This window comes from Novosphingobium sp. CCH12-A3 (assembly GCF_001556015.1).
GTDB classification, from domain to species: Bacteria; Pseudomonadota; Alphaproteobacteria; order Sphingomonadales; family Sphingomonadaceae; genus Novosphingobium; species Novosphingobium subterraneum.
Map to the genome: position 1 here is coordinate 23,081 of NZ_LSIA01000310.1, position 11,324 is coordinate 34,404.

Annotated in this window: 19 protein-coding genes and 1 other annotated feature; of the genes, 7 read left to right on the top strand and 12 right to left on the bottom strand. The window is 60.7% G+C overall.

The annotated features are described in order from the left end of the window. Positions 1-8: 8 nt before the first annotated feature. Both traL and AX703_RS25420 read right to left on the bottom strand, forming a co-directional pair. The gene (traL, locus tag AX703_RS25415; RefSeq protein WP_062348247.1) at positions 9-296 is read right to left on the bottom strand and encodes a type IV conjugative transfer system protein TraL; all 288 of its coding nucleotides are present in this window, start codon (positions 294-296) and stop codon (positions 9-11) included. A 27-nt stretch (positions 297-323) separates the two neighbouring features. Continuing rightward, complete coding sequence (locus AX703_RS25420; protein ID WP_062348249.1) at positions 324-668, bottom strand: hypothetical protein; 345 nt, start codon at positions 666-668, stop codon at positions 324-326. A 350-nt stretch (positions 669-1,018) separates the two neighbouring features. Between AX703_RS25420 and AX703_RS25425 the strand changes: the two genes are divergently transcribed. Then, entirely contained in the window at positions 1,019-1,480 is a 462-nt protein-coding gene (locus AX703_RS25425) for a hypothetical protein (protein ID WP_062348251.1), read from the top strand. A gap of 44 nt (positions 1,481-1,524) precedes the next feature. Then, complete coding sequence (locus AX703_RS27050) at positions 1,525-1,761, top strand: AlpA family phage regulatory protein (protein ID WP_082734809.1); 237 nt, start codon at positions 1,525-1,527, stop codon at positions 1,759-1,761. A gap of 206 nt (positions 1,762-1,967) precedes the next feature. Here AX703_RS27050 and AX703_RS29030 read toward each other — a convergent pair whose 3' ends face one another. The 4 genes from AX703_RS29030 to AX703_RS25445 are packed head-to-tail and all read right to left on the bottom strand — an operon-like array spanning position 1,968 to position 4,876. After that, positions 1,968-2,177, bottom strand: a complete 210-nt coding sequence (locus AX703_RS29030; protein ID WP_062348253.1) for a cold shock domain-containing protein — start codon at positions 2,175-2,177, stop codon at positions 1,968-1,970. 9 nt (positions 2,178-2,186) lie between these two features. Beyond that, positions 2,187-2,525, bottom strand: a complete 339-nt coding sequence (locus AX703_RS25435) for a TraR/DksA family transcriptional regulator (RefSeq protein WP_062348255.1) — start codon at positions 2,523-2,525, stop codon at positions 2,187-2,189. 1 nt (position 2,526) lies between these two features. After that, entirely contained in the window at positions 2,527-3,384 is an 858-nt protein-coding gene (locus tag AX703_RS25440; RefSeq protein WP_231735706.1) for a universal stress protein, read from the bottom strand. A 7-nt stretch (positions 3,385-3,391) separates the two neighbouring features. Continuing rightward, positions 3,392-4,876 (bottom strand): SulP family inorganic anion transporter, encoded by a 1,485-nt coding sequence (locus AX703_RS25445; RefSeq protein WP_062348257.1) that lies wholly within the window; start codon positions 4,874-4,876, stop codon positions 3,392-3,394. Positions 4,877-4,969: 93 nt separating this feature from the next. Next, positions 4,970-5,023: a sequence feature (sul1 is cis-regulatory element that is thought to sense ions involved in sulfur or methionine metabolism; They are found in Alphaproteobacteria), on the bottom strand. A 157-nt stretch (positions 5,024-5,180) separates the two neighbouring features. On the opposite strand from AX703_RS25445, the gene AX703_RS25450 reads away from it, so the two are divergent. After that, complete coding sequence (locus AX703_RS25450; protein ID WP_062348260.1) at positions 5,181-5,645, top strand: NUDIX domain-containing protein; 465 nt, start codon at positions 5,181-5,183, stop codon at positions 5,643-5,645. A gap of 1 nt (position 5,646) precedes the next feature. Here the strand turns inward: AX703_RS25450 and arsH are convergent, their stop codons facing one another. The 6 genes from arsH to AX703_RS25480 are packed head-to-tail and all read right to left on the bottom strand — an operon-like array spanning position 5,647 to position 9,144. After that, positions 5,647-6,396, bottom strand: a complete 750-nt coding sequence (gene arsH / locus AX703_RS25455) for an arsenical resistance protein ArsH (RefSeq protein ID WP_062348261.1) — start codon at positions 6,394-6,396, stop codon at positions 5,647-5,649. 16 nt (positions 6,397-6,412) lie between these two features. Beyond that, complete coding sequence (locus AX703_RS25460; protein ID WP_062348263.1) at positions 6,413-6,754, bottom strand: YnfA family protein; 342 nt, start codon at positions 6,752-6,754, stop codon at positions 6,413-6,415. After that, positions 6,751-7,821, bottom strand: a complete 1,071-nt coding sequence (arsB, locus tag AX703_RS25465) for an ACR3 family arsenite efflux transporter (RefSeq protein WP_062348265.1) — start codon at positions 7,819-7,821, stop codon at positions 6,751-6,753. The genes AX703_RS25460 and arsB overlap by 4 nt, the downstream gene beginning before the upstream one ends. Before the next feature lie 12 nt (positions 7,822-7,833). Further along, positions 7,834-8,262 carry an arsenate reductase (glutaredoxin) gene (arsC, locus tag AX703_RS25470; RefSeq protein ID WP_062348267.1) on the bottom strand — a complete coding sequence of 143 codons (429 nt, stop codon included), beginning with the start codon at positions 8,260-8,262 and terminating at the stop codon, positions 7,834-7,836. After that, positions 8,259-8,774, bottom strand: a complete 516-nt coding sequence (locus AX703_RS25475; protein ID WP_062348270.1) for an arsenate reductase ArsC — start codon at positions 8,772-8,774, stop codon at positions 8,259-8,261. The genes arsC and AX703_RS25475 overlap by 4 nt, the downstream gene beginning before the upstream one ends. Positions 8,775-8,796: 22 nt before the next feature. Next, positions 8,797-9,144 (bottom strand): helix-turn-helix transcriptional regulator, encoded by a 348-nt coding sequence (locus AX703_RS25480; RefSeq protein WP_062348272.1) that lies wholly within the window; start codon positions 9,142-9,144, stop codon positions 8,797-8,799. 135 nt (positions 9,145-9,279) lie between these two features. Here AX703_RS25480 and AX703_RS25485 point away from each other — a divergent pair, with 135 nt between their 5' ends. Genes AX703_RS25485 through AX703_RS25500 form a run of 4 tightly spaced genes read left to right on the top strand, consistent with a single transcriptional unit; the run spans position 9,280 to position 11,307 of the window. After that, on the top strand, positions 9,280-9,591 hold the full coding sequence (locus AX703_RS25485) for a helix-turn-helix transcriptional regulator (RefSeq protein WP_197423841.1): 312 nt from the start codon (positions 9,280-9,282) through the stop codon (positions 9,589-9,591). 1 nt (position 9,592) lies between these two features. Then, positions 9,593-10,648 carry a permease gene (locus AX703_RS25490; RefSeq protein ID WP_062348275.1) on the top strand — a complete coding sequence of 352 codons (1,056 nt, stop codon included), beginning with the start codon at positions 9,593-9,595 and terminating at the stop codon, positions 10,646-10,648. Positions 10,649-10,661: 13 nt separating this feature from the next. Next, complete coding sequence (locus AX703_RS25495) at positions 10,662-10,898, top strand: thioredoxin family protein (RefSeq protein ID WP_062348277.1); 237 nt, start codon at positions 10,662-10,664, stop codon at positions 10,896-10,898. 4 nt (positions 10,899-10,902) lie between these two features. Then, positions 10,903-11,307 carry an FAD-dependent oxidoreductase gene (locus AX703_RS25500; protein WP_231735707.1) on the top strand — a complete coding sequence of 135 codons (405 nt, stop codon included), beginning with the start codon at positions 10,903-10,905 and terminating at the stop codon, positions 11,305-11,307. The last annotated feature ends 17 nt before the right edge of the window (positions 11,308-11,324 follow it).

Sequence of the window (11,324 nt, forward strand, 5' to 3'; positions counted from 1 at the left end):
TTCTCCCCTCAACCGGCAAGCAGTCGGCAGTGGGAAGGCGGCGTCGCCTTGAGGCCCAGAAATCCTGCAGGCAGATACCAATATGCGGCATGGGCTACCCAGGAGCTGGCGCGTCTTGCTTTTGCCTTTCGCAATGCGAACCAGGCGCCGAAGGCGACTATGATACCGATAAAGATATGCTGGGTGAGGATCCCCCAGGTGAAGGGGGCCAGCATTCCTGCGAACTCGTCGATGGTCCAGAAGCCGATCAGCTCCGGGTCATCGAGGCGCCGGGGAATGATGTAAGGGTCTGCCATGGCGACGCCGCCTTCTCGTCCGACCGTTCAGATGACCGCGGTCACGACCGAGGTGACGATCGGAACACCGGTGCCGACACCGATGCCGACGCCTACCGGAACGGCGACCTGGCCGAGCGAAAAGCGCCCGGATGCCAGACCGATCAGGCCGCCAGCGAGGCTGAGAACGGTGATGATCTTGCCGCCCGAACCTTCGAGAAAGTCGGTGAACTTCGTGAGGGCAGGGGTGAAGGTCGTGTCAGCGCCGGCATAGGCGGCGCTTGCCGCAAGCGCCGCGACTGCGACCGGGATGGCAATATTGAGGGCACTGCCAAGGTTCTTTGGGCCGAGACCCGTGACGCCGACGCGCCGGGGGAGGGTGAGAGACTGCATGTGAAGCTCCGGTTGGAGGGGTGGTCACAGCGTTCTTGCGTTCGCTGTGTGTTCCACATGCATCTAGGAAATGTTCGTAGGAAAGAGTTGTGTTCTGATCTCCGCTGGAGGCGGACAGATGCGGACACATCTTTTCATGCCCGACGCTCCAAGCCGACGATTATGGCGCTAAATCAGCATTCCTGGGTCGGTGACTACCGCCACTCCCGCCGTGATTCGGCGACGACTCGAATAGAGGAACTGATTCGCCTCTAAACGAGATGTTCCATGTATGTTCTTTTCATTTTCCTACATGGGATGCTTCGCGATATGCCTGCGAGTCGCACCATTGCAGAAACAAGGAGACTACCATGTATCATCCAACCGCCGCCGTCGGACCGGCCAATGAAAGCCTGGCCCGCGTCCTTGCCCATGCGATCGATGCCGCCGGCAAACCCCGGCATAGAATTGCCAATGAAAGCGGGATGCATCGCGAGACCCTGCTTCGCGTTGCGCGCGGCGAGCGGCCTATCGGGCTCGACGAAGCATCACGCGTGCTCGCCGCCTGCGGGGCGCAGCCCCGTGCCGCAATAATCCTCGCGATCGCCGGGCAGGAAGACCTCGCTTGCGAATGGATGCATGGCGAGATGGGCGAATTTCTCGAAGAGTTTTTCACGAGCCTTCCCGTCCATCTGCAGCGGACCCTGGGGCGCCGGATCGAGGATCTGCGGCCCCGGTGGGCCAACGGCACCTCACAGCTCGTGGCGCGAATGCTTGCCAAGCATATCGATGATTTTGTGGGCCGCGACATCGCGCTGTCGCTGCCCCGGTAAATCCCAGTTCGGAGGGGACCGAACGCCAGCGAATGAGATCAGCAATGCCGCTTTCAACTCAAGATGAAACTCACTCCCCTCAACCAGCCGCCGCATTGCCGCCGGCTCGGCTACTTCGCCTACCGGAAGTCATGGCGCGTGTCGGGCTACGCCGCTCCGCCATTTACCAGCGCATGAGTGAAGGGCGATTCCCAAGGTCAAGATCGCTCGGCCCCAAATGCGCAGTTTGGGTTGAGGCCGAAATTGACCAGTGGATTCGCAACATTGCAGGGCCCAATTGATATGGGAGCGAAATCTTCGATCTACGGCGCGGTAACGGCATGAATCTACGGGCCGACGCCGTGCTGATTTCTTCCCATTGGAGTCTTCTGCTGACTTGTTGGTGTAAGTCGTCTGCTGGGCCGCGTTACTTGCCAACAAAGACACCGAGCGGCATCAAAACATGAATGCGCAGGCTTTTATGCTTGCCTTATGAAAGCTTCGTGATTCAAATTATGGAGCTTAACCCAGTCGCAACCATTCGTCCGTCGCGACCTTCCTTGGTTTCGAATTCCCACCGCCCCCCTTTCACAATCTCGTCATATCTGGCCTTCTGCACCTCGGAGATGTGCAGGAAAACCTTGGGTTGCTTGTCATCGCGCGAGATGAAACCCCAGCTACCGTCCGGGCCAACGTATTTAACCGTTCCTGTGGGCATGAAGACGGATCAACCTTCTTTCGCACATTCAATGCAAATGCTGACGGACGGATTGTGCTCGAGGCGCGCAGGCGCGATGGCTTCACCGCATTTCAGGCAGTAGCCGAATTCGCCATCGTCGATCCGATCGAGGGCTGCATCGATCGCCGCCCTTTCTGCTTGTCGCCGCCGCGCTTGGGCCAGCGCCATGGCCTGGACCTGCATCGCATCGATCCGCGAAAGCCTGCCGACGCTATCCTGATCAAGCGTCACTGGGTCCCGAGCGGTCTTGGACATCCGGTCCTCCGCCAGCAACTCATCACGTCGAGCGATGAGCTTCTCACGGAAACGAGCGAGGTCGAGTGCCATGCTACCGCACGAGCAACACCGGCACATGGACGGTGCGGATCATTGTTGTCGTGGTACTGCCAACGATGAGCGTGCGGATCGGCGAATGGCCATAAGCCCCCATGACCAGCATCGCGCCGGGGGTTTGTTCCACGGCCTTAGCGATCACCGCTTCGGCTTTGCCGCTTTCGAGTGTTGTGGAGACCTCCCGACCTTCGCCAAGGCGAAGAACAGCATCGCTAAGCGCACGTCGATGGGCCTCGTTATCCGTGTCAGCCATGACGACGTTGACCGGCATCCCAGTGAACAGCGGGGATTCGACCAGCCGGCCCAGTGCCCGCTTTGCGGCTGGGCTGGCATCGTAGGCAAACACAATGCTGCGCGGTTCGGAATACTCGCGCGATGCAACCAGCACCGGCTTCGTGCTTGCCCTGACGACGCGTTCCAGCTTCGAGCCGATATGGCCGCTGGCAAATTCGTGGGAAGCACCGCGCTTGCCGATGACGACGACCCGGGCCCCATCTTCACGTTCGAGAATGGTCTCGACGATGCCGCCGTGACGATGCAGCGTGCGCACATCGAACGCACCGCCTTCGCGCAGGCGCTTCTCGCCAGCGGCGAGCAGCAACCGGCCGCGTTCGACCTTCAGCTTCGCGTCGGCCGCTTCCAGGTTGACCAACTCCTCCATGAGGCTGGCCTTGACCCCAAGGCCAATGGCCCCGGACAGATCACCTCGCGCAGCCACCGCATCGGTGCGTTGAACAACGTGGAGCAGCTCTACCGGCATGGCCAGACGTTTCGAAGCCCAGGCGGCGAGATCACAAACGCTGTCGGCGTAGCTCGAGGCGTCGATACAGGCGAGGACGTGTTCCATGGTCATGATCCTCTCAATGCGCGCCGAGTTGCGCTTCCGCGCCCGGCTTATCGTGAATGGCATAGCGATCGACCATCGAGGCGCTGGCCTCATTAAGCCCGACCACGCTTACTTCGGTGCCTTCGCGGCGAAACTTCAGGATCGCCTTATCCAGCGTTCCCACCGCAGAGATGTCCCAGAAGTGGGCTTGTGACACGTCGATCACGACCCGGTCGAGCACTTCCTTGAAATCGAAGGCTTCGACAAAGCTTTCCGACGAGGCAAAGAAGACCTGGCCGGAGACCTGATAACGGCGCGTCAGACCATCGGCCGAAAGCTCGGATTCCACCGTGAAGATGCGCTTGACCTTGCTGGCGAAGAACAGCCCCGACAGGATCACGCCAGCGAGCACGCCTTGCGCCAGATCATGCGTCCACACAACGATCACCACGGTGACCACCATCACGACCGAGGACTGCCACGGGTGGTGGCGAATGTCCTTGATCGAACCCCACGAGAAAGTGCCGATCGAAACCATGATCATCACCGCGACGAGCGCGGCCATGGGAATGATCGCGACCAGCGATCCCAGCACGAGGATTAGGAACAGCAGGAAAGAGCCGGCAATGAAGGTCGAGAGCCGGGTCAGGCCGCCCGACTTAACGTTGATGACCGACTGGCCGATCATTGCACAGCCACCCATGCCGCCCAGGAAGCCGGTGAAGAGATTGGCGATGCCTTGGCCTTTCATCTCGCGCTGTTTGTCCGATGGCGTATCGGTCAGGTCATCGACGATCTGCGCCGTCATCATCGATTCCAGCAAGCCGACGGCGGCCATGGTCAGCGAATAGGGCAGAATGATCTGCAGCGTTTCCAGGGTGAATGGGACGTTCGGGATCAGCCAGGCGGGCAACGATGACGGCAGTTCACCCATGTCGCCCACAGTGCGGACGTCGAAGCTCGTATAGTAGACCAGCGCGGTGATGACGATGATTGCCACCAAGGGCGAAGGCACAGCTTTGGTCAGATAAGGGAACAAGTAAATGATCGCGAGACCGCCCGCCACCAATGCATAGGTCAGCATCGGTACACCGGTGAGCTCGGGCAGCTGCGCCATGAAGATCAGGATGGCCAGCGCGTTGACGAAGCCGGTTATCACCGATCGCGACACGTACTGCATCAGCACGTTCAGTCGCAGGAACCCGGCAATAACCTGGATAACACCCATCAGGATGGTGGCTGCGAACAGATAGTCGACGCCGTGATCGCGGATCAGCGGCAGCACCAGCACGGCGATCGCTGCTGTTGCGGCCGAGATCATGCCCTGCCGCCCACCGACCAGCGAGATGATTACGGCGATTGAGAACGAGGCGTAAAGACCAACGCGCGGATCGACACCGGCGATGATCGAGAACCCGATGGCTTCGGGAATGAGCGCGAGAGCAACGACGATCCCTGCCAGAATATCGCCTCGCGGGTTGGATAACCATTCGCGCTTGAAGGTTTCGAGATTCAACATGAATGACCTTGTGCTTTTCCGACGCGTCGCATCCTCCGTGACGCGGGCCCAGATGGCGCTGCGTGGCGGTATGCAGATCGGAAGGGAGGAAAAGGTTATCCCGGGGATAGGCGCCGGGCCGAGCCACTCGGCAAAACCGAGTCCGGCGGATATGGCTCGCGGGTACACGGGATCAAGTTACGCTGCAAGTGCGAACTATACACTATAGCGCTCGGCAACCTCCTCCCACCACATTCGATACGCCGCTTTTTCTCACATCCAATACAGTGACGAAAGCTTAACTGCGAATATGTAACCTGCGAGGATGGCAGCGTATCTCTACGAGGGTGGACTGAAACTCCGCCATAAAGTTCGTGCCGTAGTCGTAAACGGCAGCGGTCAATTTCTGCTGGTTCGTCCGCACGGCTATCCCGAAGGCGAATGGACGCTTGCAGGCGGGGGCGTCGAAGATGGCGAGACCGTGCAGCAGGCAATGCGGCGCGAGATCGCCGAAGAACTTGGGGTTGCCCTCGAAGAAGACCTGAAGCAGCTCCCGGTAGGCAACCGGTTCATCTACAGCGCCGATCACAAGGTGAAACGTGGCCTGGACCATGATGGGCAGGAGGCGAGCATGTTCATTGTGCGCTTGGCCGACGATGTGCCATTGGTATTGCAGTCTGAAGAAATTGCCGAAGCCCGCTGGTTCAGTCGGGATGAAGCCTTAGCGGGCTTTCCCGTCAAGAAGCAACGAGATGTGTTCAAAGCCTGTCTCGCTGCTTTGGCAGCTTAGCCTAACTTGCGGCGATGCCCGCCGTTTCCACCGGCGTATCGACTGGCTCGTTGCGATCCTTGCGCTCAGAATAGCGGTCCACAAGTTGCTCTGCATGGGGGCGCAACAGGACCGTGAAACGGACCAGTTCTTCCATGACGTCGACGATGCGATCATAATAGCTGGACGGTTTCATCCGCCCCGCTTCGTCGAACTCGTCATACGCCTTCGCCACTGAGGACTGGTTGGGGATGGTGACCATCCGCATCCAGCGGCCAAGGATGCGCAGCGTATTGACGCTGTTAAACGATTGCGAGCCCGCGCTGACCTGCATCACCGCTAAGGTTCGTCCTTGGGTCGGTCGCAGGCCCTTGTAGGCTAGCGGCAGATGGTCGATCTGGGTCTTCATGATACCGGTGATCTGGCCGTGCCGTTCCGGGCTGCACCACACCTGCGCTTCGGACCACAGAGAATGTTCGCGCAGTTCGTGGACTGCGGGGTGATCGTCGTCCTTGACCTGATCGGGCAAAGGCAGGTCGGAAGGGTCGAAAATGCGGGTTTCGCACCCGAAAAATTCCAGCAGTCGCGCTGCCTCTTCGACCACGAGCCTCGAATAGGACCGCTCGCGCAGGGAGCCGTAGAGCAGCAGGATACGCGGCGGTGGATCAAGTTCTCCCAGCCCAAACGCCGGGCGACGATGAACATATTCGGACTTGAGCGCCGGAAGATGTTTGGGGTCGGTCAGGGTCCGGAGATAATGATGATCAGACATATTGAGATGTACTCCGTCACGCCGATCGCGGCGCAAGCAGGATGATGGCCGCGCCAAGTATGCAGACGGCGGCTCCCGTGAAATCCCAGCGGTCAGGTTGCTGGCGTTCCACGATCCAGAGCCACAGCAGCGACGCGGTGATGTAGACACCGCCATAGACGGCATAGGCTCGCCCGGCGGCATCGGTGGGAGCCAGCGTCAACAACCACGCGAAAATGACCAGAGAGACCGATCCTGGCGCAACCCACCAGATGGATTTGCCAAGCCTCAGCCACGCCCAGAAGGCGAAGCAGCCTGCAATCTCGAAGAAGGCGGCGGCGAGGAAAATGCCGAGTGCGGGGGCCGAAACAATGTTCATCCCTGCGCGTCTTCCGGAACGCTGTCAGGAAACCAGCGCCGCCCGAACCAGAAGGCGACGTTGACTAGCAGGATCAGCACCGGCACTTCGACCAGCGGGCCGATGACCGCCGCGAAGGCGACCGGTGAGGCAAGCCCGAAAGCGGCGATGGCGACTGCAATCGCCAGCTCGAAGTTGTTGCCCGCTGCCGTGAAGGCCACTGCCGTGGTGCGGGGGTAATCGCTCTCGATCAGCTTGCCCATGAAGAAGCTGATGGTGAACTGGACGACGAAATAGATCGTCAGGGGTATCGCGATCCGTATGGTGTCGCCCGGCAGGGTGACGATCTCGTTGCCCTTGAGGCTGAACATGGCGACGATGGTGAACAGCAGCGCGAACAGTGTGATCGGCCCGATTCTCGGCAGGAAGGTTTGCTCGTACCAGTCGTTGCCCTTGGCCTTCGCCAGCCATTTGCGGGTCAGGAACCCGGCGAGGAAGGGGATGCCGAGATAGATCAGCACAGCCTCGGCAATCGTCCAGAAGCTGACGTGGATGACGCTTCCTTCCAGCCCGAACAGGGGCGGCAGGAAGGCAAGGAAGAACCAGGCATAGACGCTGAAAAACAGGATCTGGAAGATCGAGTTGAACGCGACCAGCGCGGCAACGTACTGGTTGTCGCCCTTGGCCAGCTGGTTCCAGACGATGACCATCGCGATGCAGCGGGCAAGGCCGATCAGGATGAGGCCGGTCATGTATTCCGGCCTATCCGAGAGGAAGATCACGGCCAGCGCGAACATCAGCACCGGCCCGATGATCCAGTTCTGGATCAGCGAGATCGCCAGCACTCGCTTGTCCTCGAACACGCGCGGCAGTTCCTCATAGCGCACCCGCGCGAGCGGCGGGTACATCATCAGGATCAGGCCAATGGCGATAGGAAGGTTCGTCGTGCCCCAGGACAGGCTGTCAATCGCCCCCGGCAGCCAATCGAAAGTCGAGCCCAGCGCAACACCCAGCACCATGGCCAGGAAGATCCACAAGGTGAGATAGCGGTCGAGGAACGACAGGCGTTCGCGCTTGGGTGCGGTCATGGTGTTTCCTCTTCAACCGGCCACGCGATTGCCGGCGGCGTCGATGACCTGTTCGCCGTCTCCCTTGGCGAAGGCTCCGCGCTGGTCGGCGGGGATCAGATCAAGCACCTCTTCCGAGGGGCGACACAGCTTCACGCCAAGCGGCGAGACGACCAGCGGGCGGTTGATCAGGATGGGATGCTCCATCATTGCGTCGATCAGCTGTGCGTCGGTGAGCGCGGGATTGTCGAGGCCCAGCTCGGCAAAGGGCGTACCCTTCTCGCGCAGCAAAGCGCGGGGGCTGATCCCGGCGCGTTCAATCAGGTTTTCGAGCAATGGGCGCGATGGCTGAGTCTTGAGATATTCCACCACATGCGGCTCGATCCCAGCGTTGCGGATCATGGCCAGCGCATTGCGCGAGGTGCCGCATTCCGGATTATGGTAGATCACGATGTCGGTCATGCACTGGCTCCCGTGCTGGCGCCTTCGGCCTTGCCAATCTCCTTGAGCTTCTGCTTCATCGCCATCTCGTCGATGCTGGAATGCGGCAGCGTCAGGAACAGCGAAATGCGGTTGGTGAGGTAGCGCAGCGCCTGCAGGAACGCGTCGCGCTGTCCTTCGCCCACGACCGCCGCCGGGTCCTCGATGCCCCAATGCGCGGTCATCGGATGGCCGATCCAGACTGGACAGGTCTCACCTGCAGCGCTGTCGCAAACGGTGAATATGAAATCGAACTCGGGCGAACCAGGCTTGGAGAACTCGCTCCAGCTCTTCGAAAACATGCCGGTGGTGTCATAACCCATGCCGTTCAGCACCGAGAGCGCCATCGGGTGAACCTCGCCCTTGGGCTGGCTCCCGGCACTCCAGGCCTTGAAGCGGCCAGCACCGAGTTTGTTCATGACGGCCTCGCCCAGAATAGAGCGGGCGCTGTTGCCGGTGCAGAGGAACAGGACATTGTAGATTTTGTCGGACATGGGACCCTCAGGCGTCTTGGGGTTAAGATGCGTCGCAGTTCAGTTCGGCAATGAGGTCGCCGCACATTTCGGGCGCGCCCTGGCAACAGTCCTGCATCAGGAACGTCAGCAGGCGCCGCATACCCGGATAGTCAGCGCGATAATGGATCAGGCGGCTTTCCCGTTCGGACTGGACAAGCCCAGCGCGCTCCAGCGTCGCCAGATGGTGGGACATGGTCGACGGTGGCACACCTTGTTGCTCGGCAATGGCGCCTGCGATCATGCCGTCCCGGCCAGTCTTAACCAGCATGCGAAACACCGACAGGCGGGTTTCGTGGGCCAGGGCGCCGAGCGCATCAACCGCCCAGACCTGGGTATTGAGATCGTCCATCAAAACCACCTTTCGAGAAGGGTCGAATAGTTTTCGGAAGGGATAAGTCAATCCATAATTCGAAAATCATCAAAGCGTCAGGCAGTATTGATCTGCGTCAAGGCGCATATGCGCCTGTAGGCATATTCGGGACGCATGATGCCGATTGACGATCTTCTCGCTGCCGTGTCCGAACCCGCCTGCGTGCGCGCTTTGCAGATCATCTGGGATGGGGATGAGCATTGCGTCTGCGAACTGATGGACCGCCTCGGCGCCACCCAATCGCGCATGTCGCGGCACATGGCGCGCCTCAAGGCGGCGGGCCTGCTGACCGACCGGCGCGATGCGCAATGGGTGCGCTATCGCCGCAACCCCGATCTCTCGGCGCAATGGCAGGCGATCGTCGATGCCGTTCTCGCCACGCTCCCGCCGCTGCTGCCCGCACAGTGCCAGAAGAAAGCCGCCTGACATGAACACGCTCACCGCCAGTTTGGGCCAGGCCCGCAAGTCGCAAGGCATCTGGTTTACCGGCATCGCCGTCTTCATCGCAGCTTGGTTTGCCATCTACAACCAGCTCCTGCCGTTCGCGCAGTGGCTGGTGACGCAGCTGCCCATCGAACCCGGTAGCCACCTGGCCTCCTCGGTCGAGTTCTTCTTCTATGACACACCCAAGGTGCTGATGCTGCTGACACTGGTGGTCTTTGCCATGGGCGTGGTGCGCACCTTCTTCTCGCCCGAACGCACCCGCGCGCTTCTGGCGGGCAAACGCGAAGGGCTGGGCAACATCGCCGCCGCCCACCTCGGCATCGTCACCCCATTCTGCTCCTGCTCAGCTGTGCCGCTGTTCGTCGGTTTCGTCTCGGCAGGGGTGCCGCTCGGCGTCACTTTCTCGTTCCTGATTGCCGCGCCCATGGTCAACGAGATCGCACTCGGCCTGCTATTCGCTTTGCTGGGTTGGAAAGTGGCACTGACGTATCTGGCCTTCGGCCTCGCTATCGCCATCGTCGCGGGCTGGGTGATCGGGCGGCTGCATCTGGAGCATTGGCTCGAACCCTGGGTTCGTGAAGTGCGCGCGGGCGAAGTCGATCTGGAAGATGAACACCTGACCTGGGTGGACCGGTTCGAAGCCGGGTGGGAAGCTGTCAAGGATATCGTCGGCAAGGTCTGGTACTGGATCATCGCCGGGATCGCCGCTGGCGCCTTCATTCACGGCTATGTCCCCGCAGACCTACTCTCGAGCATCATGGGCGCGGATAGCTGGTGGTCGGTGCCCGCCGCTGTTCTGCTCGGTATCCCCATGTACTCCAACGCCGCGGGGATCATCCCGGTGATCGAGGCGCTGCTAGGCAAGGGCGCGGCGCTGGGCACCGTGCTGGCATTCATGATGTCGGTGATCGCGCTGTCGCTTCCCGAGATGATCATCCTTCGCAAGGTACTCAGCCTGAAACTGATCGCGGTGTTCATCGCGGTCGTCGGCACCGGCATCCTCGGCGTCGGCTTCCTGTTCAACGCGCTCTTTTCCTGAAAGGACAATTCCCATGAAAGATATCAAGGTGCTCGGCCCGGGCTGCAAGCGGTGCCAAACGACCGAAGACATGGTGAAGAGGGCCGCCAGTGCGCTCGGCATTGAGGCGACCGTCGAAAAGATCACCGACTATGCCGAAATGGCCAAATACGGCATCGCCTCGACGCCTGGCATCGTCATTGACGGCAAGGTTGTCCATGCGGGCGGCTTACCCAAGGAAGACGACCTCAAGCGCTGGCTCCAGGCCTGACCGCGTGGAGACACACGACATCGTCGTTATCGGCGGCGGGCAGATGGGTCTGTCGCTGTGCTATTACCTGGGCCGTGCCGGTGCCGATTTCCTGATCCTCGATGCCGAGGATAGCCCGGGCGGTGCCTGGCGGCATGGCTGGGACTCATTGCGGCTGTTTTCACCTGCGGGCTACAGTTCCTTGCCAGGTTGGCTGATGCCGCCACCCGAACACAAGGGGTATCCGACCCGCGACGACGTCATCGATTACCTCACGCGCTACGAGGCCCGCTACCAGTTGCCGGTCCGGCGGCCAGTTAGGGTCAGCTCGGTTGTGCGCACCGATGAGCATCTGGAGTTGGTCACCGAGTCCGGGCCTATCGCCGCCAGGAAGGGGGCGTTTGCGGGAGGGGGCGGAATCCTACGCTAAGGATTTGGGCCAGCGAT